Raw genomic sequence first — 25794 nt, 5'->3', positions numbered from 1 at the left:
ACCCTCCCCTATGAGTGGAGGAATCATGCCGCAGAGGGCGGAGTGGAAGGTGGCGCAGGTCAGGCCCTGCGTGTGGAGGCTCACCGACGTGGGAGACAACCGTGCGTTCCTGGTGGTGGGCGACGAGGCGGCGCTCCTCGTGGACACCGGCGAGGGCTTGGGCGACCTCAGGTCGACCGTCGAGGGCATCTCGACGCTTCCGCTCACCGTCGTCCTGACACACCATCACCACGACCACGTGGGTTGCGCCTACCAGTTTCCGGAGGTGTGGATTTCCGCGTCCGAGCGCCGTTCGGGGGTGGGCCCACGGCCACCTCCCGCACAGCGTCCTGGGGGGCCGGGCGGGCGGCGCTGCGCTACGATCGTCGGCGGCGCGGGGGCGACGAGGGGGAGGGGGCGCGAGGTGAGGGGCGTCTACGACCCGCCCGACTCCGGGCCGCTGTCCGGGCTCACGCCCGACCAGACAGGGGACCTGCTGCTCAGGGCGGTGTTGGCCGACCCAAAGGCGGGAGGGTGGGACCCGGCTTCGATCTCGAACAGGAGCAAGTGCGAGCTCGGCGAGAGATCGGGGCGGGAGACAGGCCTGCCCCTCCGCTCGACCACCGGTTTCTTGAGGATATCGAAGAGCTCCTATGAGTGCTGGCGGGGGCTCCTCCTGCGGGGCGGCCCCAGGGACCGCAGGGCCGAGGTCGCGGGGCGGGTCGAGGAGGCCTTCCGCGAGGGGGGCCGCTGCGCCCGCGGCTACCGCTTCGTCCACCGCGAGCTCGCGCTCAGGCTCGGCCGCCCGGTCTCGGAGAAGGTGGCGCGCGGCGTGATGCGCGAGCGGGGCCTCAGGCCCCTCTACCTGAGGCGCCGGCGCCGGCACGGCTCCTACGCCGGCGAGGTCGACGAGGCGCCCGCCAACCTCCCGCTGCGGCCCGACGGCACCCACGACTTCTCCGCCTCGCGGCCCAACGAGCCCTGGGTCTCGGACATCACCGAGTTCCGCCTCCCGGGCGACCCGCGCAAGGTGTACCTCTCGCCCGCCGTCGGCCTCTTCGACTCCAGGCCCGTGGCCTGGTCGGTGGGCACCAGCCCGAGCGCGTGGCTCGCCGAGTCGTCGCCGCGCGCCGCCCGCGCGACCCTCTCCCCGGGGGAGGCGCCGGTGGTCCACACGGACCGGGGCTGCCGCTACCGGTGGCCGGGCCGGAAGTCCGCCTGCGCCGAGCACGGGCTGACCCGCTCGATGTCCCGCAAGGGGAGGAGCCCCGGCAACGCCCCCGCCGAGGGCTTCTTCGGCCTGTCGAGGGACGGGTTCTCCCGCGGCAGGGACTGGGGCGGGGTCACGGCGGAGGAGCCCGTGGGGAGGCCCGACGGCTGGCTGCGACACTATCGGGAGGGGCGGTCGAGGCGCTGCCGCGAGGGCGGGCGCTGGGTCTGGGGGACGCCGGACGAGCGTCGGAGGCGTCTGGGGCTGGCCGTCTAGGCGGTCCAGGAAATCGTCCGCACACCCGTTTTGCCACAAGGTGCGCATTTCAAATCTGAAATGCGCACCTTCCTCCATTGACCTGCGATTTTGCGGCGAGACGCGCATTTCAGATTTAGAATGCGCGCCCCGCCGTAATAGAATGCGCGCCCTGCCGTGCGAAATGCGCACTCCGCGGCGCGACCGGCACCCCGCATCTGCGCTAAGGTTCTGGAGGCGGCCTTCCGCTGCGGCGGGAGCCCCTCCCGCCGGCCGTGCCGCCGACTCGGCCCGTCTCGGGCCAGAGGGGAGCAGATGGGCGACTGGTGCGCCCTCTGGTCTTCAAAACCAGTTCGGGCAGGCAACTGCTCGGGTGGGTTCGATTCCCACCTGCTCCCGCCAAGCCAGCCCCGGCGCCGGGTTCGTGCCCGGCGCCCCGCACGACCCCCGACGAGGGAGGACCCCATGGCCGACAAGAGCCTCTTGCGCAGCATCCCGCGGGTGGACGCGATCCTGGGAAGCCCCCGCATGGCGGCGCTCAGGGGCCAGGTCCCGGCAGGCCAGCTCACGGACTTCGTCCGCGCCTCTCTCGCACGCCTCAGGGAGGAGGTGCTCTCGGGCGAGCGGGACCACGTCGCGGGAGAGGACGAGCTTGCCCGCGACATCGCCGACGACTACCTCGCCCGCGGTCCCCACCGGCTGAGGCGCACGATCAACGCCACGGGCGTCGTCCTCCACACCAACCTGGGGCGCGCTCCCCTGGGTCCCGAGGTCGCGGTCCACGTCGCCGAGGTGGCGCAGGGCTACTCCAACCTCGAGTACGAGCTCGGGGATGGCGCGCGGGGAGGGCGCGGCTCCTGCGTCGAGGGGCTGCTCCGCGAGCTCTGCGGCGCGGAGGACGCCCTCGTCGTGAACAACAACGCGGCGGCAGCCCTCCTCATGCTCGACACGATCTGCCGCGGGAGGGACGTCGCCATCTCGCGCGGGGAGCTGGTGGAGATAGGCGGCTCCTTCCGCGTGCCGGACATCCTCGCGCGCGGCGGTGCGCGCCTCGTGGAGGTCGGGACCACCAACAAGACGCACCCGGCCGACTACGAGCGCGCCGTGGCCGAGGGGGCCGGCGCCATCCTCAAGGTGCACCGGAGCAACTTCTACATGGGCGGCTTCACCGAGGAGGTGGGCCTGCCCGGGCTCTCCGCGATCGCCCGCCAGGCGAAGATCCCCCTCCTCTTCGACCTGGGTGCGGGCCTCCTGATGCCCGGCGAGGCCCTGGGGCTGCCCGGGGTGCCCTCCCCCCGCGCGGCCATAAGGGACGGTGCGGACCTCGTCTGCTTCTCGGGAGACAAGCTGGTCGGCTCGGCCCAGGCGGGCATCGTCGTGGGCAGGGCCGAGCTCGTGGCCCGGCTCAGGCAAAACCCCCTGGCCCGCGCCCTGCGCATAGACAAGCTCTCGCTCGCTGCCCTCGAGGCCACGCTCAGGCTCAGCCGCAGCCAGACCGACGCGCTGGGTCACGTCCCCACGCTGCGCATGCTGTCCCTCGGGCGAGAGGAGCTCCTCGCCAGGGCCGAGGCGCTGGCGGCAAGGGTCGCGGGAGAGCTGCCCGCATTTGGCTGCAGGGTGGTGGAGCTCGAGGACGAGGCCGGGGGTGGCTCGCTCCCGGGCACGCTCCTCCCGGGGGCGGGGGTGGAGCTCGAGCTCGCGGGAACGCCCTCCGCACGCCTCGAGGCACTCCTCAGGGCGGCCCCCGTCCCCGTCGTCTGCCTCTTGAGGGACGACCGCGTCGTGCTCTCCGTGCGTACCCTCCAGGAGGGCGACGAGGACGAGGTGGTGCGCGCCCTCGGGCGCATCGCGGGCGGAGGCGCCCGATGAGCGAGCTGGTCATAGGCACGGCCGGCCACGTCGACCACGGCAAGACCTGGCTGACGCGCGCCCTCACGGGGATCGACACCGACCGGCTCAAGGAGGAGCGCGAACGGGGCATCACCGTGGACCTCGGCTTCGCGCGCCTCGAGCTGCCCGACGGGCAGGTGGCGAGCGTCGTCGACGTCCCCGGCCACGAGCGCCTGGTGCGCAACATGATCGCCGGGGCCACGGGCATGGACCTGGTGCTCATGGTGGTCGCCGCGGACGAGGGCTTCATGCCCCAGACCCAGGAGCACCTCCAGATCCTGCAGCTCCTGGGCGTGAGGCGGGGTGTCCTCGTGCTCAGCAAGTGCGACGCCGTGGACGCGGGTTGGGCGGACGCCGTCGAGGCCGACCTCCGCGAGCGCGTGAGGGGGAGCTTCCTGGAGGGGGCTCCCTGCGTGCGCTGCTCGGCCGTCACGGGGGAGGGCCTGGACGAGCTGAGGGACGTCATCTCAAGGCTCGCGGAGGGTCCGGGGTCCCGCGGTTCGATTCGCCGCGACCCGGACCGTGCCTGCAGGCTTCCCATAGACCGCTCCTTCACGAAGGCGGGCTTCGGCACCGTGGTCACGGGAAGCCTGGTGGACGGGCGCATCCGCGTGGGGGACGAGCTCGAGCTGTATCCCAGCCATGTGCGCGTGCGCGTGCGCGGCCTCCAGAGCAACGGCGAGGCGGTGGGCGAGGCCGAGGCCGGCATGCGGGTCGCGGCCAACCTGGCGGGTGTCGAGCGCTCCGAGGTCGGGCGCGGCGACGTCCTGGCGCTTCCGGGCACGGTCGAGCTGGCGGACCGCGTCACGGTGGAGCTCGAGGTCACGGGCGACGCGCGCTTCTCGCTCAGGAACTCCTCCTCGCTCCACCTCTTCTGCGGCACGCAGGAGCTGGTGGGGAGGCTGCGCCTCCTCGATGCCGACGAGCTCCTCCCCGGCGAGCGTGGCTTCGCGCAGCTGAGCCTCCAGGGGACGCTCGCGGCCAGGGCGAATGACCGCTTCGTCGTGCGTTTCTTCTCTCCCATGGTGACAGTGGGCGGCGGGCGCATCCTCGAGTTCGGCTCGAGGCGCCTGAAGCGCCACCGTCCCGAGGTCCTCGCGCGCCTCGCCCGCCTCGCCGGCACGCCCGAGGAGGCCCTGGCCCAGCGCGTCGACGACGCGGGGCTCGCGCTCCCGGGGGAGGGCCGGCTCGCCGTGGCGCAGAACCTCTCGCCCCGGGAGGCGGGGCGGATCGCCGGCCAGCTGGTGGATTCCGGCGCCTGCGTCCGCATGGGGGGCGGGCTCGCCTCGTCCGCTCGCGCCCGTGCGCTCGCCGACGAGGCCAGGGAACTGCTGGGGGAGCACCAGGACGGCCATCCCCTGGAGCGCGGTATGGGGCTGGGGGAGCTGCGCGAGCGCGCCCTCGCCTCTTGTCCCTCCGTCGCGGACGCCTGGCTCTGCTGGCTCGCGGACGAGGGCGTCCTCGAGCTGGGGGAGGGCCGTGCCTGGCTTCCCGGCTTCGAGCCCCATCTGGATGGCCGCCAGCTTGCGCTTCGGGGGCGCCTGCTCGAGGTCCTGGGCGAGAGGGGCCTCAGGGCGATGTCGCGCGACAAGCTCGCCGAGGAGACCGGCGCTCCCGAGCCGGAGCTCGCGGCCCTTCTCGCCCACATGGAGGGGGAGGGTGCGCTGGTCGAGCTGCCCGGCGGCTGGCTGGTCCTGGCCAGCGCGTACGAGGAGGCCCGCTCCGCTCTCGGTGAGCTCTTCGCCTCTGGCGCCCCTGTGACGCTGGCGCAGTTCCGGGACCGCCTGGGCATCTCGCGTAGGTACGCGCAGATGCTGCTCGAGGCCTTCGACCACGCGGGGGTGTCCCGCCTGGCGGGCGAGGCGCGCGTGCCGGTCGGGGGACGGGGCTAGATGCCCCCTCGTCGCGGCGGGCGGCTCGCGGCGCGTCGCTGCGGCCGGGACGCCCCGGCGATGCTAGAATCTTGCCCCGATGGGCATCGACCCTTCCGATGGGGCAGGCGAGGGGCGCCGCCCCGCCGCCCCCGTCACGATTGGTGGACCTGGCATGGACCTGAGGCAGCTGCAGTCCTTCGTGAGCGTCGTGCGCTGCGAGAGCTTCACGAGGGCGGCGGAGGTCCTGGGCGTGTCCCAGCCCACGATCTCGACCCACCTGAGGGCGCTCGAGGAGGAGCTGGGAACCACGCTCGTGCTGAGGGGCGCCCGTCGCGTCGAGCTCACGCTCCAGGGGGCCAGAGTCTTCGAGCAGGCGAGCTCGATGCTCGCCCTGCGCGACCGCCTGCTCGAGGACGCGCGCAGCCGCGAGCGCAATGCCATCTACCTGGGAAGCTCCTCCGTCCCCTCGGCCTACGTCCTGCCCGACGCGCTGTCCGCCTTCACCAGTGCCTGGCCTGGCGCGCGCTTCAGGATCTTCCAGCACGACAGCCGCGAGGTCGTCTCGGGTCTCGCCGAGGGCAGCTTCGACCTGGGACTCACGGGGCTTCCCGCAGACGAGCCCTCGCTCGAGTGCGTGCCTCTCTGTGCCGATGACATGGTGCTCGTCACCCCCGCCGAGGACCGCTTCCGCGCGCTCGCGGGGGCTGGGGCCGAGGCCGTGCGCGAGCTGCTGCTGCGCGAGCGGACCGTCCTGAGGGGCGAGGGCAGCGGGAGCCGCTCCACCATGGACAGGATCCTGGAGGAGCTGGGGCTTGCGGGCGAGGGGCTCGACGTCGTCGCGCGCACCAACGACCAGGAGACCATCCGCCAGCTCGTCGAGGCGGGCCTCGGCGTGACGGTGATGTCGTCCCGCGCGGCCAGGGCGGGGGTGGAGGCGGGCAGGCTCCTGCAGTTCGAGCTGCCCTGCCAGGCCTCGCGACGCTCCCTCTACGTCGCCTGGCGCAGGAACTCCGCGCTCGACGAGCCAACCCGGGCGTTCAGGGACTTCCTGCGGCAGCGCCTCGCGGGGGAATGACGCGGGTCGCCGCCACGTGCAGCAAACGTGTGGGTCCGCCTCGTCGCTCCCGTCCCGTCGCCGGCGTGCTATAGTGTGCAGAGCTTAATCGTGAACGTTCGAGGAAGTGGGGCAGCGTCTTTGCCCCGCTTCCTTTTGGTATGCAGGGACGCCGCAGGGCGGGAAGGAGACAGGGTGGCATCGACTGACCTTGAGAAGCGGCTGGTCGCCGCGTTGGAGGAGGCCGCGGCCCCCCATGGCATCGACGTCGTGGACGTGGAGGTCGTGGGGTCCGCCAAGGCTCCCACGGTCCGCGTGCGCATCGACCATGCGGACGAGGGGCTCCCCACGATCTCGCTCGACGAAGTGGCGGCCCAGAGCGGCTGGATCAACGAGGCCCTCGACGCCTTCGACCCCATCGAGGGCTCCTACACCCTCGAGGTCTCGTCCCCCGGCCTCTCGCGCCCCCTGCGCCGCGCGCGCGACTTCGAGCGCTTCGCGGGCGAGGACGTCTCGCTGACCACCGCCGCCACGGAGGGGAGGCGCCGCTTCGCCGGGCGCCTCCTGGGCATCGAGGGCTCCCTCGTGCGCGTCGAGTGCGAGGGAGAGGAGCTCGCCTTCGAGCTCGACCAGATCAAGTCCTGCAAGATCAAGCCAAACTTCGACCGGGCGTAGCGCCGGGGCAAGGAGAGGAAGCAGCATGGCATCCGAGATGATGGAAGCGCTGATGGCGCTCTGCCAGGAGAAGCACATCGACGAGCTCTACCTGATCGACCGCCTCGAGCAGTCGCTGGCCAAGAGCTACACCGAGGTCCTGCACCTCGACTGGGGCGCGCGCGTCACCATCGACCGCGCCACCGGCAAGGTCTACGTCTACAAGCTCATCCCCCGCGACGACTCGATGGACGAGGAGACGGGCGAGTACACCGAGTTCGACGAGGAGGACGTGACCCCCAAGGACGCCTCCCGCATCGCCGCCCAGCACGCCAAGAGCGAGATCATGGACATCGTGCGCAACTCCGCGCGCCAGCAGATCTTCGAGGAGTTCTCGCACCGCATCGGCGACATCATCACCGGCACGGTGCTGCAGACCACGCCCGACTTCGCCTTCATCAAGATCCGCGAGGGCGTCGAGGCGGAGCTGCCCTACTTCGACCAGCGTCGCTTCCCCGACGAGCGCAACGAGCGTCCGCAGGGGGAGCGCTACAGCCACAACCAGCGCATCCGCGCCATCATCGTGGACGTGCGCGACCCCAACAGCTCGCAGCCCCCGATCCGCTCCGAGCGCCAGCGCCCCTCCATCGTGGTCTCGCGCACGCACCCGGACCTCCTGCGCCGCCTCTTCGAGCTCGAGGTGCCCGAGGTCTATGACGGCATCGTCGAGGTGCGCTCCGTCGCGCGCGAGCCGGGCGTGAGGTCCAAGGTGGCCGTCTCGTCCATGGACGACCGCCTCGACCCCGTCGGCGCCTGCGTCGGCCCCAAGGGCAGTCGCGTGCGCACCGTGGTCTCGGAGCTGCGCGGCGAGCGCGTGGACGTCGTCCTCTGGAGCGACGACCCCGCCAAGTGCGTCGCCAATGCCCTCTCGCCCGCCCGCGTCTCGCGCGTGATCGTGGACGACGACAACAACTACGCCACCGTCATCGTGCCCGACGACCAGCTCTCGCTGGCGATCGGCAAGGAGGGCCAGAACGCCCGCCTGGCCGCCCGCCTCACCGGCATGCACATCGACATCAAGAACGAGTCGCTTGCCGCCGACGTCATGCGCGAGCTGCCCCACGACGACGTCGACATCCTGGCGGAGGAGGGGAGCCACCGCTGCGAGTACGTGGGACCCACGGGCATCCAGTGCCGCAACATGGCCCGTCCCGGCTCCCGCTTCTGCGGCATCCACGAGAAGCTCCAGGAGCTCTCGGACGCCTCGGTCTCTGACGACCCGGACTCCCTGATCTAAGAGGTCACCCACCCCGTCCGCCCAAACGTACGTAAGAAGGTTGGTTACATGGCAAAGACCCGCGTGCATGACCTGGCAAAGGAATACGGCATGTCGAGCAAGGAGATGCTCGGTCACCTCCAGGACATGAAGATCCCCGCAAAGTCCCCCTCGTCGACGCTCGAGGACGCCTACGTCTCGATCGTCCGCAAGAAGCTCAAGCCCATCCTCGAGGCCCGCGCCGCCGAGATCGAGGCGCAGCGCAAGGCCGAGGAGGAGGCCAAGGCGGAGCAGGAGCGCATCGAGGCCGAGAAGGCCGAGAGGGAGCGCCTGGAGGCGGAGGCCCGTCGCGAGCGCGAGCGCGCCGAGGAGGAGCGCAAGCGCGCCGCCGCCGAGGCAGCCCGCAAGAAGGCCGAGGAGGAGCGTGCCGAGGAGGAGCGCAGGAAGGCCGAGGAGGCCGAGCGCAACCGCGTGAAGGACACCGCGCCCAAGATGGCGCCCTCCTTCACCAGCCTCCTTGACCAGATCGCCCAGCAGGAGCAGGTGCTCAAGCAGCAGGCCGAGGAGGCCGCCAAGAAGAAGGAGGAGTCGCGCGGGCAGAGGCGCGAGTCCGCTGCCCGCCCGGGTCGCCGTGGCCCCGCCCCGCAGCGAGACGGGGCGCCGGCCACTGCCGCCGACTCCGCCGACTCCCGCGGTCGTGGCAAGGGCCGCAAGGGCGGGCGCAGGGGCCAGGAGGAGGACCGCTACAGCCGCATGGCCCGCGAGGCCGAGGAGTTCACGCGCTCGAGCCACGTCATCGTCGAGGCCCGCGAGGCCATCGAGGAGGCCCGCCAGTCCACCGGCAGGCGCAAGAAGCGCAAGGAGCGCAGGAAGCAGCAGCAGCAGGCCGCGGCCGAGGAGCAGCGCATACAGGAGGCCATCGAGAACGACCAGGACCTCTCGCAGCTCGACACGGTCAAGGTGCCCCAGGGCTCCACGGTGGCCGAGCTCGCCGAGCTCCTGGGCATCGCCGCCAACGACATCATCAAGAGGCTCTTCCTCCTGGGCACCCCCCTCACCGTCACCGAGTCCATGTCGGACGAGCTCATCGAGCTGGTCGCCGACGACCTGGGCCGCGACGTCAAGGTCATGAGCAAGGAGGAGGAGAACTCCTTCACCTTCTACGACGACCCGTCCACCCTCAAGGGCAGGCCGCCCGTGGTAACCGTCATGGGCCACGTCGACCACGGCAAGACGTCGCTGCTCGACGCGATCCGCCACACCGGCGTCGCCGAGGGCGAGGCGGGTGGCATCACCCAGGCCATCGGCGCGTCGCAGGTCAGGATCAACGACCGCGTGATCACCTTCATCGACACCCCCGGCCATGAGACCTTCACGGCAATGCGCGCCCGCGGTGCCAAGGTGACGGACATCGTCATCCTGATCGTCGCCGCCGATGACGGCGTCATGCCCCAGACCATCGAGTCGATCAACCACGCCAAGGCCGCCAACGTGCCCATCATCGTGGCCGTCAACAAGATCGACAAGCCGGGCGCCGACCCCACCCGCGTGCGCCAGGAGCTCACCGAGTACGGCGTCATTCCCGAGGAGTGGGGCGGACAGAACATGTTCGTCGACATCTCGGCCAAGAAGAAGCAGGGCATAGACACCCTCCTGGAGTCCGTCCTGCTCGAGGCCGACGTGCTCGAGCTCAAGGCCAACCCCGACACCTTCGCCTCGGGCAACGTCCTCGAGGCCAAGCTGGACCGCGGTCGCGGCTCGGTCGCCACGCTGCTCATCAGCCGCGGCACCCTCCACGTGGGCGATGCCATCGTCGCGGGCATGTCCTTCGGCAAGATTCGCGCCATGGTCGACCCTCGCGGCAACAGCGTCACCGAGGCCCGTCCCTCCGACCCCGTCGAGGTGCTCGGCCTCCAGAGCGTGCCCATGGCGGGCGACGAGTTCCGCGTCTTCCAGGACGAGCGCGACGCACGGGCCCTGGCCGACGAGCGCTCGCTGAAGGCCCGCATCGAGGAGCAGAACAAGGTCAAGCACGTGACGCTCGAGAACCTCTTCTCCACCATGGAGGACTCCGAGGTCAAGGAGCTCAACCTCATCATCAAGGCCGACGTCCAGGGCTCCATCGAAGCGCTCGTCGACTCGCTGGGCAAGATGGACCAGAGCGAGGTTCGTATCAACGTGATCCACTCTGCCGTCGGTGCCATCACCGAGACCGACGTCACCCTGGCAGACGCCTCCAACGCCATCATCATCGGCTTCGGCGTTCGTCCCGAGGCGAAGGCCAGGGTTGCCGCCGAGCAGCAGGGCGTCGAGATCCGCACCTACAGCGTCATCTACAAGGCCATCGAAGAGATCGACGCCGCGCGCATCGGCATGCTCAAGCCCACCGAGCAGGAGGTCCAGACCGCCTCGATCGAGGTCCGCAACACCTTCAAGGTCCCCAAGGTCGGCATCGCCGCCGGCTGCATGGTCCAGGAGGGCGAGGTCTCGCGCGACGACAAGTGCCGCCTCGTCCGCGACGGCATCGTGGTCTACGAGGGCAAGCTCGCGTCCCTGCGCCGCTACAAGGACGACGTCAAGTCGGTCAAGGCCGGCTTCGAGTGCGGCGTGGGCCTCGAGAACTTCCAGGACATCCACGTCGGCGACATCATCGAGACCTACCGCATCGAAGAAGTCGCCCGTACGGAGTAGAAGATGAAGCAGAACCAGAATTCGCGTCGCGTCAACAAGATCGCGCGCGAGAAGCTCGCGAGCATCCTCCTCTTCGAGGTCTCCGACCCCGATCTCGCGCTGGTGACCCTCACCAGCGTGGAGGTCTCGGTCGACAAGTCGGTGCTCAAGGCCTACGTGAGCTGCGACAAGGAGAGCTACGACAAGGTGCTCGCCGCGCTCGGGCGGGCCAGGGGCCGCGTTCGCAGCCTCCTGGGCCATGCCCTGGGCTGGCGCGTCACCCCCGAGCTCATCTTCCAGATCGACACGACCGCCGACGAGGCCGAGCTCATCGCACGCGCCCTCGAGAACGTGCCCAGCACGCTCTCGGTGGAGAAGGACGAGGAGGGCTATCCCGTGGGGTCTTCCGCGGGCGACGCGCCCTCCGGGGACGGCGAGGGGGAGTAGCCAGCCCGTGGACATCAGACCCAATCCCGAACAAGAGGAGAGGTTCGCCTCCATCGCCGTGGCGATGGAGGCGGCTGGCTCCATCGCCATCTGTGCGCACACCAACCCGGACGGCGACGCCCTGGGCTCAGGCCTGGCGCTTGCCGCGGCCCTGAGGGCGAAGTGGCCCGAGAAGGAGGTCGTCTCCCTCCTGGCGGACCCCGAGCCCATTCCCAGGCTCTATGACTTCCTGCCCTTCGTGGACACGCTCGTCCATGCGGCGGACTACGACGGGGTGCCTGACCTCTTCGTGAGCGTGGACCTCTCTGACGTCGCGCGCCTGCACGACGGCGAGGCGGTCATGAGGCGGGCCCGCCGGAGCGCGATAATGGACCACCATCCCTGCGAGGAGCCGTACACCGACCTCGCCCTGATTCGCCCCGACGCTGCCGCGGCGGGCGTCATCGTCGCCGAGTTCGCCCTCCACCTGGGGGTCCGGATCACACCGCAGATGGCCCAGTGCCTCTTCTGCGCCCTCTCCACCGACACCGGTCGCTTCCAATACCAGAACGCTGACGCCGAGGCATTCTCGGTGGCGTCGCTCCTGGTGGACGCAGGGGCCTCCCCCTCGGAGGTCTCCCTCAACGTGTACCAGAACTACAGCCTGCCCTTCCTACACCTCAAGTCCGCGGTGATGGGGCGCATTACCACCTTTGCCGAGGGCAAGGTGGCCTACAGCTACGCCACCGCGGCCGACCTCGAGCGCACGGGGGCCAGCCCGGACGAGTGCGACGGCCTCATCGACGTCGTCCGCAGCGTCGCGGGGTCCGAGGTGGCGCTCTTCCTCAAGGAGCTCCCCGACGGCAGGGTGAGGGGCAACCTTCGCAGCAAGTCCGACCTCGACATCTCGGGCATCGCCCGCGAGCTGGGCGGCGGGGGGCATCGCGCGGCCGCGGGCTTCACCATCGAGTCGGACCTCGACGAGGTCCTCTCTGCCGCTCTTCCCCGCCTGGTCGCCCTCTTCTCGCCTGTCGCGAGCGAAGGCGGGCGTGGGGTCCAGTGAGGCGCGGCCAGAGCGGGATCAACTGCCTCGTGGCCGTCGACAAGCCCCAGGGGCTCTCGAGCCATGACGTGGTGGGCAGGGTGCGTCGCGCGGTGGGCGAGAGGCGCGTGGGCCATGCCGGCACGTTGGACCCCGCGGCGACGGGCGTCCTCGTCGTGGGCATCGGGCAGGCGACGCGCCTCCTCGGCCTCCTCTCGGCCGACTCCAAGTCATACGAGGCATGGGTCGAGTTTGGCAGCCAGACCGACACCGACGACGCCGAGGGCCGGGTCGTGCGCGTGGCGGAGGTCCCCGACCGGCTGCGCGACCCCGATGGGGCGGCGCGTGCCCTCGCGTCCCTGGTGGGGGAGCACGACCAGCTCCCCCCGGCCTTCTCCGCCATCTCGGTGGGGGGCAGGCGCGCCTACGAGGCGGCCCGGGCCGGGAGCCCCCTCGAGCTCGAGGCGCGCCACGTCCGCATCATGCGCGCCGAGCTCCTTGGCATCGGCTCCGAGGGTCCGCTCACCTGGCACTGCCTCTTCGAGGTGTCCAAGGGCACCTACATCAGGAGCATCGCGCGCGACCTCGGCGCCGCGCTCGGGAGCGCCGCGCACCTCTCGGGCCTGCGCCGCACGAGCGCGGGCAACGTGGGCCTCGTCGATTGCGCGGGCCTGGAGCTCCTCGAGGAGCTTGGCTCTGCCGGCCTCGCCGACCTGCGGCTCGACCCCTGCCGCGCGCTGGGCCTGCCCGTGCGCGAGCTTGCCGCGGACGAGCTCGACGTCGTCGTCTGCGGCCGCCGCCTCCGTGCCTCCGGCGGCGACGTGGCTGACGGCCAGTCCTGCTGCCTCGTGCACGACGGCAGGCTCCTGGGAGTCTGGGAGCGGTCGGGCGGATGGCTCCGCTGCGGGAGCAACTTCCCCCAGGGCATAGACGGGGTGGCACGATGAGCGCCCCAAGCCTGCTCGGGTATCCGCTGCCCCTCGCCGGGGACGACGCCGCGACGCTCGTCAGGGACTCCCTCCTCCTGGACGGACGTCCTGCCCCGACCGTGCGCGCGGTCCCGGGCGGCAGGCTCTTCCTACGCGCCGGGATGGACGTCGGGACCCCCCTCCCCTGCGTGGCCTGCATCGGCGCCTTCGACGGCGTCCACCGAGGTCACCGGGAGCTCCTCTCGCATGTCCGCCGCGAGGCCGACGAGCTCGGGCTCGCCTGCGTGGCCGTCGCATTCGACCCCGACCCGGCCGAGCTCCTTGCGGGGCCTCGCCCCTCGTCTCGGCTCCTGGAACCCATGGACCGCGTGCGTGGCCTGCTCCTCGCGGGGGCGGACGCCGTGCTCCTGCTCGACTTCACCCCCAGGCTCGCCGCGACGCCGTACGACGCGTTCCTCTCCGCCGCGCTCGAAGGACCCCTGCGTCCCGTCTCCATGCACGTGGGGAGCAACTTCCGCTTTGGCAGGGGGGCCAAGGGCGGCCCTGCGGAGCTCGCCGCCGTCGCCGCCCCGCTCGGCATGCGCGCCCACTGCCACGAGCTCGCCCGCTCGGGTGGCGAGCACATCTCGGCCACGCGCGTGCGCGGGCTCGTCCGAGGGGGTCGCGTCGAGGACGCCGCAGGGCTCCTGGGCCGGCTGCACTTCGTGTCCGGCGTGGTGGTCCACGGGAGGGGAGAGGGGACCGCTTTCGGCTTCCCCACGGCAAACGTCAGCTTCCCCCTGGAGGCCTGCGCGCCCGACCAGGGCGTCTATGCGGGCTTCGTGAGCGCGCGGGGACGCTCGTGGCCCGCCGCGATCAACGTGGGGGCGCCTCCGAGCTTCTCCGAGGCGGACCGTCCCTTCCTGGAGGCGAACCTCCTGGGCTTCTCCGGCGACCTCTATGGCCGGAGGGTCCACGTCTCGTTCGGCCGCTGGCTCAGGGACTCCCGCCCCTTCGACTCCCTCGAGGAGCTCGAGCGGGTCGTCATGGGCAACATAGCTTGGGTGCGCGCCAACTTTGGCGATCGCGCCGTGACGCTGGGAGGGGCCGCCGACCTCGAGGGGGTGTGGGCGTGATCACCGACGAGGACAAGGAGCGCGTGCGCCAGGCGACCGACATCCTGCAGCTGGTGGGAGAGACGGTGGAGCTCCGCCGCCGCGGCGCCGACTTCTGGGGCTGCTGCCCCTTCCATCACGAGAAGAGCCCGTCCTTCCACGTGAACCCCTCCACGGGCCTCTGGAAGTGCTTCGGCTGCGGCGAGGGCGGCGACCTCTTCGCCTACGTGATGAAGCGCGAGAGCCTGGACTTCCCGGACTCCATCCGCTACCTTGCCGACCGCGCCGGCATCGAGCTCAGCGAGGAGAGGACCGCCGGTCCCAGTGGCCCCAAGCGCAACCGGCTCATCGACTGCCTCGCCGCCGCCGAGGGATTCTACTCGACCCTGCTCATGAGGGGCAGGGGAGAGGGGCCGGCCGCCGGTCGCGCCTACCTCGCGGGGCGCGGCTTCGGATCGGCCGTCTGCCGGCGCTGGGGGCTGGGGTACGCCCCCGGGCACGGCCAGCTCGTCTCCCATCTGCGCTCCAAGGGCTTCTCCCCCCAGGAGATGCTCGCCTGCGACCTCGCGCTGGACGGGAGGGGCGGCCCGCGCGACCGCTTCTTCGACCGCGTGATGTTTCCCATCCACGACGAGCAGGGGCGCACCATCGGATTCGGCGGCCGGGTGCTCACGGACGCCAAGCCCAAGTACCTCAACACCAAGGAGACCCGCGTCTTCCACAAGGGCAAGCACCTCTTCGCCTTCCATCGCGCCAAGGAGGCCATGGTGGCGAGCGGCGAGGCGATCGTCTGCGAGGGCTACACCGACGTCATCGCCATGCACGAGGCGGGGATCACCAACGCCGTCGCCGCCCTGGGCACCGCCCTCACCCTCGACCACGTGCGCATGATCGAGCGCTTTGCCAAGTCCCGGGTCGTCTGCATGTTCGACGGCGACGAGGCCGGGCAGCGCGCGGCCGAGAGGGCGATCCAGTACATCGACAAGACGTCGGTGGAGCTGAGGTGCGTGGTGCTTCCCGGCGGGCAGGACCCTGCGGAGTACCTGGGCGCGCATGGGGCCGACGAGCTTCGCGCGCGCATCGCCGAGTCGCGTCCCCTCATGGACTTCGTGTTCGAGAAGCGCCTCGCCGGCGTGGACCTGAGCGTGCCGGGCCGGCGCGTGGCGGCGCTCGACCAGATGGCGGCGCTTCTCGCCCCGCTGGACGGCTCCATCCTCCTCGACGGCTATGCGACCCAGCTGGCCGACCTCCTGGGGACGAGCGTGGACGAGACGAAGCGCCACGTCCATCGCCAGGCGCAGCGCAAGCGCAACCAGGACGCGGGCGGCGCCGGCACGCGCGTCCCCACGACGGCGGGCGCTGCCCCGTCCTCGGCAGGCGGGTACCTGCCCGCGGAGGCGTACGCCGGCTACGACGGGCCTTCCGAGGTCGGCGCGCCCATCGCGCTCGCGGCGCTCTCGAGCGACGAGCGCATGCAGGCCACGGCCGAACGGGAGCTCCTCTCGCTCATGGCGAAGGACATCGAGGCGATACGGCCCGACGCCGACCGCATCGCCTCCTTCTCGTGGGTCGATGCCCGCCACGAGTCCATGGCCTGGGCCATGCTCGCCACGCCCGAGGGCGCGACGCCCGCCGAGGTGGTGGCGGCCGCGAGCTCCATGGTCGCCGACGCCCCACGGCTCCTGGCGGGAGGCAGGCTCCAGCTGGTGTCTGGCATAAGCGCCTCCGACCAGGCGTCCTTCCTCCTGGACGTGGTCGAGCTCTGGAGCTGCAGGCGGGCCGTCAGGTCCATGAAGGCGCGCCTCAGGAGCGCCTCCTCGCTGCCCGACGAGTCCTCACAGGAGCTCTTCAGGCGGGCGACCGACGTGCAAAAGCGCATCGGCGAGCTAGGAAGGCGCATCTCGTCGTTAGTGAGTTCGTAAATTGGGTACCATTCCCTACGCCCTTGCGTGGAAAGGAAACCAGTGGCAAACAAGAAGAACAGCACCGCTCCCAACCTCACCGACGAGCTCCAGGGGGTCGTCGAGAGGCTCGTCAAGCAGGCCTCTGGCTCCAAGTCGGTGACCGAGGACGACGTCCAGGTGGCCATCGGGGAGCTCGACGTGGACGACGACGACGACGAGCTCTCGGACCTCTATGACGCGGTGCGCGCCAAGGGCGTCCAAATCACGAGCGACGGCGATGCCGCCAGACCCAAGGGCGACTCCGACGACGAGGAGGACCTGGACGAGCTCGAGGAGGACGACGAGCTAGAGGAGGACGACGAGCTAGAGGAGGACGAGGAGGAGGACGAGGACAGCGGCATCAAGGAGGCTCGCGCTGAGGCCCGCGCTGCCAACGAGGTCCTGCGCTCCGCCCCCAAGAGCAAGCCCCGCAAGCGCTCGTCCCGCGCCCGCGCCCGCCGCACGGACAGCTCGACAGTCATGCTCACGGGCGACCCCGTGCGCATGTACCTCAAGGAGATCGGCAAGGTCGACCTGCTGACCGCCTCGGAGGAGGTCAACCTCGCCATGAAGATTGAGGCTGGCACCGAGGCCTCGCAGAAGCTCGAGGCTGCGGACAACGGGGAGATAGAGCTCACCCGCGCCGAGATGCGCCGCCTCATGCGCATCGAGCAGGTGGGCCTCGAGGCCAAGCAGGCGCTCATCAGCGCCAACCTGCGCCTGACCGTCTCCATCGCCAAGCGCTACGTGGGTCGCGGCATGCTGTTCCTCGACCTGATCCAGGAAGGCAACCTGGGCCTCATCCGCGCGGTGGAGAAGTTCGACTACACCAAGGGCTTCAAGTTCTCCACCTATGCCACCTGGTGGATTCGTCAGGCCATCACCCGTGCCATCGCCGACCAAGCACGCACCATCCGCATCCCCGTGCACATGGTCGAGACCATCAACAAGCTCGTTCGCGTGCAGAGGCAGCTGCTCCAGGACCTCGGTCGCGACCCGACCCCCGAGGAGATCGGCGAGGAGATGGGCATCACCGCCGACCGCGTGAGGGAGATCCAGAAGATCAGCCAGGAGCCCGTCTCGCTCGAGACGCCCATCGGCGAGGAGGAGGACTCCCAGCTGGGCGACTTCATCGAGGACTCCAGCGCCGTGGCGCCCCCCGAGGCGGCAAGCGACTCGATGCTCCGCGAGCAGCTCGAGCAGGTGCTGGACAGCCTGGCCGACCGCGAGCGCAAGGTCATCAAGTTCCGCTTCGGCCTCGAGGACGGGCATCCCCGCACCCTCGAGGAGGTGGGCCGCGAGTTTGGCGTCACGCGCGAGAGGATCCGCCAGATAGAGAGCAAGACCCTGGCGAAGCTCCGGCATCCCTCCCGTTCGGGCAGGCTCAAGGACTACATGGAGGACTGAGGCTCCTCTCGCCCACGGAGAACGACCTGGCCCCCGCCGAGTGCGGGGGCCTTTTTCTGGCGTCTCCGCTCCCGCGTTCTCTATGCACCCTGCCTCCGCTTCGCCCTCTGCCCTTCTCCCACCCTTCCCCCGCGTTCTCGTTCTCTATGCAACTTGCTGAATCGATAGCCTCGCCAACTGGGCGTTTGCACGGCCGACTTCAGAGAACGGCATAGAGAACGACGGCGGAACGGCATAGAGAACGATGGTGGAATGCCGGCAGGGCGGCGGCGCAACGCCGGCGGGACGCCAGGGGGTCGATGACGGGGGAGAGGGGCGCCAGGGGAGCACGGGGGCTGCGTTCGCTCATAATGGGTGACGGGCACCGCGCGCGGGCGTACGGATGCGCCTGCGGCATCGTGCCGACCCTTAGCCCGGCGACCACGTGGGCATCACCTACGCCTTCGACAACAGCTGCGACGCCTGCAAGCACGGGGAGCCCTACTATTGCGAGAACTTCAACCCCATCAACTTCGGTGGCGTGGCGGCGACCGACGGCACCACCCGCCTGCACCAGGACGGCAGGGACGTGAGCATGTTCTTCGGCCAGTCCTCCTTTGCCACCCACTCTGTGGCCGCTGCTGCGTCGGTGGCCAAGGTGGACGATGACATTGACCTGGGGCTCGTCGCACCCTTGGGGTGTGGCGTCCAGACGGGCGCCGGCGCGGTCATCAACGCCGGGCAGGCCGATCCCAGCTCGCAGGTCGCGGTCTTTGGCTGTGGCGCCGTAGGCATGAGCGCCATCATGGGAGCTGCCGTCGTGGGCTGCAAGACCATCATCGCCGTGGGAGGCAATCCAAAGAGCCTCGAGCTCGCTCGCGAACTGGGAGCCACGCACACCATCAATCGTCGCGAGGTGGAGGACATTGCGGGAGAGATCCGTCGCATCACCGGTCGTGGCGCCGACATCAGCGTGGACACCTCCGGAAACGGCAACATGATGCTCAATGCCATCCGGGGCCTCAAGTTCCATGGCACCTTCCTGCTCGTGGCGGCCGCGGGCTCCCTCGAGCACTTCGAGGTCGGCACTGACATCATGATGCCCATGCGCACCATGAGGGGTACCTGCGAGGGAGAGTCCAACCCCAAGCAGTTCATCCCCCAGATGGTCAAGTGGTACAAGGAGGGTCGCTTCCCGATCGACCGCATCCTCTCGTTCTACGACTTCAAGGACATAGACCAGGCCCTGCGGGACTCGCACGACGGCAAGATCATCAAGGCGGTGCTCAGAATCTCGTAGTCTTGCCACGAGGTCATGGCTCCAGGCCGTGATGCCGATAACGACGTGGGGCTCGGGACCCGTCCGTTCGGGGGTTCCGGGCCCCTTTCTGTAACGGGAGGGGCATGTGCGGGAGGCGGCCTGTGGTGGGGCGGGTCCGCATGCGCGCCTGGGCGCAGAGATAGCAAAAGAGCCAGGACCTGAGTCCTGGCTCCGAGTCTACATGGTGGAGAATAGGGGGTTCGAACCCCTGACCTCGTGACTGCCAGTCACGCGCTCTCCCAACTGAGCTAATTCCCCGTTCGCGTTGGTGCAGTAGCTATATTAGCAAAGGGAGAAGGTCGGTCAAGGACTTTTTTGACAAATTTTGTTGAACCCCGAAAAAGCGTCTGGATGACAATCGCACCGATGGGCGCTCTGATGGCTGACGTGGCGGAGGCCGTGGTGGCGTTCGCCACGTCCCGGTGCCGCTCATGCAGGCCAACGCTACCGTCGACACATTTTTTCCTCGTCACAACACGAGGACACTACTATGTTTCATGAGTTGCCGGATTTTATGCACAGACGCAACAGTATGTCATGGCGATTGCTCGGTTGGTCGCCGTGGGGCAGGGGGATGAGGGGCGACATGCTCAGCGACGAGCTCATGAGACGGGTGCTCGACTGGGAGGCGAGGGAGCGCGACCCAGAGCTGCTGGGGGAACTACGCGCGCTCCTCGCGCCAGGCCATGAGGACGAGCTCTTCGATGCCTTCTATCGATCCCTCTCCTTTGGCACCGCAGGTATTCGCGGCGTCATGGGCGTGGGGACCAACCGCATGAACGTGCACGTGGTCGCGCAGGCGATGCAGGGCCTCGCCGATTGGGTCAATGCCAACGCGGAGCCCGGGAAGTGTCCGCGCGTCGCCCTCTGCCGCGACACGCGCAACAACTCGGAGCGATTCGAGCGCGTCGCCGCAGAGGTCTTCGCCGCGAATGGCATCGAGGTACTCATGTACCCCAGGGTCGAGCCCGTGCCCACCCTCTCCTTTGCCATACCGCGCCTGGGCTGCTCCGCCGGAGTGATGGTCACCTCGAGCCACAACCCGCGCCAGTACAACGGCTGCAAGGTATTCGCGTCGGACGGCTGCCAGATCTCCGGCGAGGTCGCAGAGGAGGTCGCCACTGCCATAGGGAGGATTGACGTGCTGGACGGGCCCAGGAGGCTGCCCTTCGAGGACTGCCTTGCCCAGGGGCTCGTCAGCTGGATCGACGACTCGGTCCTCGACGACTTCCTAGCGTGCGTGCATGCGCTCCATGTCCCTGGCTCGATCGACCCGGCTCGTCCGCCGAGGGTCGTCTACACCCCACTCAACGGCACTGGGCTCGAGTTGGTGAGACGCTCGCTCGCGAGTATCGGCGTGAGCGACGTGTCCGTCGTGCCCGAGCAGGTGGAACCCGATGGCGACTTCACGACCTGCCCCTATCCCAACCCGGAGTTCCGCGAGGCCCTGGAGCTCGCGCTCTCCCTTGCGGACGAGCTGCATCCCGACCTCGTCGTGGCGACCGACCCCGATGCGGACCGCCTGGGCAGCGCCGTCCTCCACGATGGCAGGTACGTCCTGCTCACGGGGGACGAGGTGGGCATCCTCCTCATGGACTGGATGGCACGGACGCGTGCGGAGGCGGGAGACGACCTCTCACGCAAGGTGGCCGTCTCGTCCATCGTGTCATCCGACATGTTGGACGACGTCGCGCGCGAGCACGGCTTCCAGCTGCGTCGCACGCTCACCGGCTTCAAGAACATCGGCGGCCAGATTGCCGTTCTCGAGCGGCAGGGCGGAGCCGAGCGCTGGCTCATGGGATACGAGGAGAGCTACGGATACCTGCCGGGCCCCTACGTGCGGGACAAGGACGGCGTTACGGCGCTCACCCTCCTCGTCGAGATGGCGGGCTGGTACGCCAAGGGGGGCCTCGACCTCGTCGAGGCCATGGACGTCCTGTACGAGCGGCACGGCTTCCACCTGAACCGCACACTTAACCTCCAGTACCCCGGCGCCGAGGGGGCCACGCTCATGGCGTCCAAGATGCGGGCCTTACGCGAGGGCGCGCCTCGGGACATCGCCGGGCGCGGGGTGACCCGCACCGTCGACTACCTCCACCCCCAACCCCTTCCGCAGCTGGGAGGTCCGGGGGACGACCGATCGCAGACGCTGCCTGCGTCCGATGTCCTCGAATGGAGGCTCGACGACGGGTGCAAGGTCATGGTGAGGCCATCTGGGACCGAGCCGAAGCTCAAGTGTTATCTCTTCGGGATCGCTGGCAGTCGGGATGAGTCGACCCGAGCCCTCGACGAGCTCGAGGCGGCGACGCGCCAGCTCCTTGGCGCCTAGGGAAGGGGACGAGGTCATGGGAGACGAACTGCAGCCACGAGAGGGGCAGCGCCCACAGGGGCAGCCGCAGCCGCACGTGAGGTGCACGAGGAAGGACGCGGCCCGCTACGCGATCCTGCCCGGAGACTGGGCGCGCGTGGACCGCATGCGCGAGTTCCTCGACGACGTACAGGACATTGCGTTCAACCGGGAGATGAAGAGCATCGTGGGCAGCTATCGGGGCGTACGCGTCATGTGCGTCTCGACTGGCATGGGCGGCGCCTCCACGGGGATAGCCGTCGAGGAGCTCCACAACGTCGGCGTCGAATGCATGATCCGCATCGGATCCTGCGGCGCCCTCCAGCCCGAGGTGGGCATGGGCGACCTCGTCGTGCTGAGCGGCGTGGTGCGTGACGACGGCGCCTCGAGGGCGTACGTGGGCGAGAACTACCCTGCCGTCCCCGACACCGATGTACTCATGGCTGAGGTCCAGACGGCCCGCGAACTTGGCCTCCCGTTCCACGTCGGGCTGGGGAGGAGCCACGACAGCTTCTACACCGACCGCGAGGAGGACATAGACCGCTACTGGCACGACCGTGGCGTGCTCGGAGCCGACATGGAGACCTCGGCGCTCTTCACCATCGGACGCCTGCGCAGGGTTCGGTGCGGCTCCATCCTGAACGTCGTCTCGCTCTACGAGGGCGACCTCGCGAGCGAGATCAACGCCTACACCGGCGCGGAGGACAAGGCGGCCCAAGGCGAGAGGAACGAGATTACGCTCGCGCTCGAGACGGTCGTGCGCCTCGAGCACTACCGCAAGGCGGGGGAGTAGCGGCCGCATCGGGCAATCGGCTCATTCGGAGGGGCGCCTCGCCCCGTCCGACAGAATCTGGCATACGAAAGGAGCAAGTTCCATGTCAAGCAAGAGAGAGGGAAGTCCCTGGTCGCTCAAGCTGAACACCGCGTCGCTCGTGCTCATCCCCGCGGCCATCGGCATCAATTACGTCGGAAAGCTCTTCGCGAGCATGCTCAAGCTGCCGCTGTGGCTCGACTCGATCGGCACCTGCCTTTCGGCCTGCATGGCCGGGCCCGTGGTGGGGGCGCTCTCGGGCTTCCTGACCAACGTGATCTATGGCCTCACCATGGACCCGATCTCTACAGTGTACGGGCTCACCCAGGCGGGTATCGGCATCGCCGTGGGCCTCATGGCCTGGTACGGTCACATGCGCAAGGCGCCCGGCATCCTCGTCGCCGGCCTCGTCGCCGGCCTCGTAGCGGTCTGCATCTCGACGCCGCTCAACATGGCCTTCTGGGGAGGCTCCACGGGCAACGTCTGGGGCGACGCGGCATTCGCAGCCATGGGCTCGCAGGGCTTCCTCGCCTCCGCCGTCGACGAGATCATCGTTGACCTGCCCGACAAGATCGTGGTGCTCTTCATCACCGCCGGCATCTACAAGGTGCTGCCCAAGAGCCTCATCTCGCTCTACCAGGCGAAGGACGAGTCCCTGGACTAACGCCTCCCGTTCCCCGGGAACCCCCGGGGAGCCCCCGTTCCCTTGGTTCCCAGCCGGGACCCCTATCGAAACCGTGACCATGAAAAGCATCAGCCTGTTCGAGGAGAAGCACTCCTTCCTCAATGGACTCTCGCCCGAGACGAAGCTTCTCTACGTGGTCGTCGCCATCGCATTTCCTGCCCTCGTGGGCGGGACGGTGCCACAGCTGGCGATCATGCTCCTGAGCATTGCGCTCCTGGCGGGCTCCAAGATCCTGACGAAGTCAAGGCCCATCATCGCGGTGTCGGGCTTCGTCCTCCTCACTGTCGTGATCGTCCAGACCTTCTTCCGCGGCGGCGCCTACACCGAGCTCTTCCGCATCGGGCCCCTGGTGGCACGCCGGGAGGGATTCGACTACTCCCTGGGAATCGTCCTCAACGTCTTCAACATTATCTTCGCCTTCTGCGTTTTCGTGCTCGCCACGAAACCCTCCGACATGATGCAGTCCATGGTGAGACGGGGCATCTCGCCACGCCTGGGCTACGTCTTCGTCTCGCTCTTCCAGATAATCCCGCAGATGACGGAGCACACGTCGACCATCACGGACGCCCAGCGCAGCCGGGGCATGCAAACCGAGGGAAGCCTGGGGACGAGGGTGAGGGCGTTTCTCCCCCTCATCTCTCCCGTGATCATGAGCTCGTTCACCGACACGCGCGAGCGGTCCATCGCCCTCGAGGTGCGCGGCTTCAACTCGCACGAGCGCAAGACCTTCCTGGACGAGTTCGTACCAAGCTCTGCCGACCGTCCGGTGCGGATCGCCCTCCTGGCCCTCCTCACGCTCGGCGTCGCATTCTTCGTCCTGAGAATCGCGGGGGTGGTCTCGTGGCCCAGATAGAGGTGCGAAACCTGAAGTATCGCTACCCTGACGCGAAGAGACTCGCGCTGGACGATGTGAGCTGCCAGATAGAGCGCGGCGAGTTCGTGGGCGTCATCGGCAGAAACGGCGCGGGAAAGTCGACGTTCACGCAAGCGTTGCTCGGGCTGGTCCCCAACTTCTACCACGGCGCCTACGGAGGCTCCGTGACCATCGACGGCCAGAACGTGCGGGAGTCGAGCGTGGACGAGCTCTGCCGCAAGGTGGGCCTCGTGTTCCAGAACCCCTTCAACCAGGTGACGGGATCGAAGCTCACCGTGTACGAGGAGATCGCCTTCGGGCTCGAGAACTTCGGGGTTCCTCCCAAGGAGATGCGCCGCCGCATCGACGCGGCCATGGAGCTGCTGGACATCGCCCAGTACAAGGACCGTGCTCCCTTCGACCTCTCGGGTGGCCAGATGCAGCGCATGGCCCTTGCGGGGATCATCGTCATGGAACCCGAGGTCATCGTGATGGACGAGCCCACCTCGCAGCTCGACCCCCAGGGATCTGAGGACGTGTTCCGCGCGGTGGACGTCCTGCGCGCCCAGGGCAAGACCATCGTCATGGTCGAGCACAAGATTGAGAAGATTGCGGCGTACAGCGACCGAGTGATGCTCTTGGACGAGGGCAGACTCGTGGCGATGGACACGCCCCGCGCTATCTTCTCGCGCGACGACCTCGCGGAGCACGGCGTCGTCGCGCCGACCTACACCCAGATCTGCCGGCAGCTCGGCGTGCGTTCCGCAGACGGGCTCTACCCGGTCACGCTCGAGGAGACGCGCAGCCTGCTTGGTGCAGGCGGAAGGGGCGGTGAGGTCCGATGAGCAAGATCGACGTCAGGGACCTGCACTTCTCCTATGCCAAGGGTCCCGAGGTCCTGAAGGGCCTCGACTTCTCGCTCGACGGGCGCTCCTGCGCCCTGGTGGGTCAGAACGGCGCCGGGAAGACGACCTTCGTGAAGCTCCTGAAGGGCCTGCTCAGGCCTAGCTCGGGGAGCATACTGCTTGACGGCCGCGACATCGCCGGATCCTCCGTCCCGGAGCTCGCGCGCCACGTCGGCCTTGTCTTCCAGAATCCTAACGACCAGATCTTCAAGAACAACGTGCTGGACGAGGTCATGTTCGGGCCGCTCCAGATCGGCATGGGCGAGGGCGAGGCGCGGGCCTCAGCGCTCGCCGCTCTCGAGCTGGTCGGGCTCTCTGGCCACGAGGCTGTGAACCCCTACGACTTGGGGCTCTCGGATCGCAAGATGGTGTCCATCGCGGCCATCCTCGCCATGGACACCGACGTGGTCATCTTCGACGAGCCGACCATTGCGCAGGACCATGACGGCAAGGAGCGTCTCGCCCGGATCGTGCGAGACCTGTCGTGCCAGGGGAAGGTCGTCATATCAATCCTCCACGACATGGACTTCGCGGCGCAGACCTTCGAGCGCGTCATCGCCATGGCGCACGGCGAGGTCCTCCTCGACGCGGACCCACGCTCTGTGTTCTCGCAGCGGGACGTCCTCGAGCGCGCGCGGCTGGAGCAGCCCACCACGGCGCAGCTCTGCCATGCCCTGGGCTACGAGGAGCTGTTCCTCTCGCCACAGGAATTCGTTGACTTCTACAGATCCCAGCACGGGTCCCACGCCTAGAGGAGACGCGCGACAGGGGAGAGGTTGCTGCGTCTGGGTCATGCGCGCCATGCTCGATGGCGCGCGAACAACAGGAGGCCCCTCCATGGCTTGGTTGCCTTGGAGGGGTCTCGTCTTGCCTGTCCGGACACCAGGGCGTCAGGGACGTTTGACTTGCGGGCTGGGGACCTAGTCGCGGTCGCGTCCCTTGCCGTAGCCGCCGCGGCGGTCGTCCCGGCCCCCGCGGTCGAAGCCCCCGCGCCCTCCGCGCTCGTCGCGGCCGTGACCGTAGCCGCCCTTGCGGTCGGAGCTCTGATAGCCGTAGCCTCGGCTCGTGTTCTGGGGGCCGAAGCCCTTGGGCCCGCGGCTGGGGCGCTCGTCCCTGCTGCCGCGTTCGTCTCGCCCGCGTCCAAAGCCGCCGCGGCGGTCGTCGTGGCGCTCGCGGTCGAAGCCCCCACG

At 69.2% G+C, this 25794-nt stretch carries 20 protein-coding genes, 2 tRNA genes and 1 pseudogene; 21 read left to right on the top strand and 2 right to left on the bottom strand.

Features of this window, described 5'->3' with window-relative positions; translation table 11 throughout:
• Nucleotides 1-25: 25 nt before the first annotated feature.
• The 15 genes from HMPREF1008_RS08145 (at nt 26) to HMPREF1008_RS08075 (ending at nt 18982) form a co-directional block, all read left to right on the top strand.
• Nucleotides 26-1465 (top strand): DDE-type integrase/transposase/recombinase, encoded by a 1440-nt coding sequence (locus HMPREF1008_RS08145; RefSeq protein ID WP_009279384.1) that lies wholly within the window; start codon nt 26-28, stop codon nt 1463-1465.
• A gap of 286 nt (nt 1466-1751) precedes the next feature.
• Nucleotides 1752-1846, top strand: a tRNA-Sec gene (locus HMPREF1008_RS08140).
• Between the two features lie 63 nt (nt 1847-1909).
• Complete coding sequence (selA, locus tag HMPREF1008_RS08135; RefSeq protein ID WP_009279383.1) at nt 1910-3313, top strand: L-seryl-tRNA(Sec) selenium transferase; 1404 nt, start codon at nt 1910-1912, stop codon at nt 3311-3313.
• Nucleotides 3310-5226, top strand: coding sequence for a selenocysteine-specific translation elongation factor (selB, locus tag HMPREF1008_RS08130; protein ID WP_009279382.1), 1917 nt, complete (start codon nt 3310-3312; stop codon nt 5224-5226). Before selA ends, selB begins: the two co-directional genes overlap by 4 nt.
• A gap of 154 nt (nt 5227-5380) precedes the next feature.
• Nucleotides 5381-6283, top strand: a complete 903-nt coding sequence (locus HMPREF1008_RS08125) for a selenium metabolism-associated LysR family transcriptional regulator (protein WP_009279381.1) — start codon at nt 5381-5383, stop codon at nt 6281-6283.
• A 174-nt stretch (nt 6284-6457) separates the two neighbouring features.
• A complete protein-coding gene (gene rimP, locus HMPREF1008_RS08120; protein ID WP_009279380.1) occupies nt 6458-6937 on the top strand; it encodes a ribosome maturation factor RimP in 480 nt (159 codons plus the stop codon).
• 25 nt (nt 6938-6962) lie between these two features.
• Nucleotides 6963-8213: a transcription termination factor NusA gene (gene nusA, locus HMPREF1008_RS08115; RefSeq protein WP_009279379.1), complete on the top strand. Its 1251-nt coding sequence runs from the start codon at nt 6963-6965 to the stop codon at nt 8211-8213.
• Nucleotides 8214-8261: 48 nt separating this feature from the next.
• Nucleotides 8262-10883 carry a translation initiation factor IF-2 gene (gene infB / locus HMPREF1008_RS08110; protein WP_009279378.1) on the top strand — a complete coding sequence of 874 codons (2622 nt, stop codon included), beginning with the start codon at nt 8262-8264 and terminating at the stop codon, nt 10881-10883.
• Nucleotides 10884-10886: 3 nt separating this feature from the next.
• Entirely contained in the window at nt 10887-11309 is a 423-nt protein-coding gene (gene rbfA, locus HMPREF1008_RS08105) for a 30S ribosome-binding factor RbfA (RefSeq protein WP_009279377.1), read from the top strand.
• Between the two features lie 7 nt (nt 11310-11316).
• Nucleotides 11317-12351: a bifunctional oligoribonuclease/PAP phosphatase NrnA gene (locus HMPREF1008_RS08100; protein ID WP_009279376.1), complete on the top strand. Its 1035-nt coding sequence runs from the start codon at nt 11317-11319 to the stop codon at nt 12349-12351.
• Nucleotides 12348-13277, top strand: coding sequence for a tRNA pseudouridine(55) synthase TruB (gene truB / locus HMPREF1008_RS08095; RefSeq protein ID WP_009279375.1), 930 nt, complete (start codon nt 12348-12350; stop codon nt 13275-13277). Before HMPREF1008_RS08100 ends, truB begins: the two co-directional genes overlap by 4 nt.
• Nucleotides 13274-14374 (top strand): riboflavin kinase, encoded by a 1101-nt coding sequence (locus HMPREF1008_RS08090; RefSeq protein ID WP_009279374.1) that lies wholly within the window; start codon nt 13274-13276, stop codon nt 14372-14374. The genes truB and HMPREF1008_RS08090 overlap by 4 nt, the downstream gene beginning before the upstream one ends.
• Nucleotides 14371-16275 (top strand): DNA primase, encoded by a 1905-nt coding sequence (dnaG, locus tag HMPREF1008_RS08085; protein WP_009279373.1) that lies wholly within the window; start codon nt 14371-14373, stop codon nt 16273-16275. The genes HMPREF1008_RS08090 and dnaG overlap by 4 nt, the downstream gene beginning before the upstream one ends.
• 42 nt (nt 16276-16317) lie before the next feature.
• Nucleotides 16318-17703: an RNA polymerase sigma factor RpoD gene (rpoD, locus tag HMPREF1008_RS08080; protein ID WP_009279372.1), complete on the top strand. Its 1386-nt coding sequence runs from the start codon at nt 16318-16320 to the stop codon at nt 17701-17703.
• Nucleotides 17704-18127: 424 nt separating this feature from the next.
• Nucleotides 18128-18982, top strand: a complete 855-nt coding sequence (locus HMPREF1008_RS08075) for a zinc-binding dehydrogenase (RefSeq protein ID WP_009279371.1) — start codon at nt 18128-18130, stop codon at nt 18980-18982.
• A gap of 203 nt (nt 18983-19185) precedes the next feature.
• Here HMPREF1008_RS08075 and HMPREF1008_RS08070 read toward each other — a convergent pair.
• Nucleotides 19186-19261: transfer RNA gene (locus HMPREF1008_RS08070), tRNA-Ala, on the bottom strand.
• Nucleotides 19262-19577: 316 nt separating this feature from the next.
• On the opposite strand from HMPREF1008_RS08070, the gene HMPREF1008_RS08065 reads away from it, so the two are divergent.
• The 6 genes from HMPREF1008_RS08065 (at nt 19578) to HMPREF1008_RS08040 (ending at nt 25356) form a co-directional block, all read left to right on the top strand.
• Complete coding sequence (locus HMPREF1008_RS08065) at nt 19578-21332, top strand: phospho-sugar mutase (protein WP_232202855.1); 1755 nt, start codon at nt 19578-19580, stop codon at nt 21330-21332.
• Between the two features lie 16 nt (nt 21333-21348).
• On the top strand, nt 21349-22143 hold the full coding sequence (locus HMPREF1008_RS08060; RefSeq protein ID WP_009279369.1) for a nucleoside phosphorylase: 795 nt from the start codon (nt 21349-21351) through the stop codon (nt 22141-22143).
• Nucleotides 22144-22225: 82 nt separating this feature from the next.
• Entirely contained in the window at nt 22226-22825 is a 600-nt protein-coding gene (locus HMPREF1008_RS08055) for an ECF transporter S component (RefSeq protein WP_009279368.1), read from the top strand.
• Nucleotides 22826-22904: 79 nt separating this feature from the next.
• The gene (locus HMPREF1008_RS08050; protein WP_009279367.1) at nt 22905-23699 is read left to right on the top strand and encodes an energy-coupling factor transporter transmembrane protein EcfT; all 795 of its coding nucleotides are present in this window, start codon (nt 22905-22907) and stop codon (nt 23697-23699) included.
• Nucleotides 23687-24544, top strand: coding sequence for an energy-coupling factor ABC transporter ATP-binding protein (locus HMPREF1008_RS08045; protein ID WP_009279366.1), 858 nt, complete (start codon nt 23687-23689; stop codon nt 24542-24544). The genes HMPREF1008_RS08050 and HMPREF1008_RS08045 overlap by 13 nt, the downstream gene beginning before the upstream one ends.
• The gene (locus HMPREF1008_RS08040; RefSeq protein ID WP_009279365.1) at nt 24541-25356 is read left to right on the top strand and encodes an energy-coupling factor ABC transporter ATP-binding protein; all 816 of its coding nucleotides are present in this window, start codon (nt 24541-24543) and stop codon (nt 25354-25356) included. Before HMPREF1008_RS08045 ends, HMPREF1008_RS08040 begins: the two co-directional genes overlap by 4 nt.
• 168 nt (nt 25357-25524) lie before the next feature.
• On the opposite strand, the pseudogene HMPREF1008_RS10680 reads toward HMPREF1008_RS08040, so the two are convergent.
• A pseudogene (locus HMPREF1008_RS10680) lies at nt 25525-25794 on the bottom strand (hypothetical protein); the annotation flags it as partial.

This window comes from Olsenella sp. oral taxon 809 str. F0356 (assembly GCF_000233535.1).
GTDB lineage: Bacteria > Actinomycetota > Coriobacteriia > Coriobacteriales > Atopobiaceae > Olsenella_I > Olsenella_I phocaeensis.
This window is presented reverse-complemented; position numbering and strand designations above follow the sequence as displayed.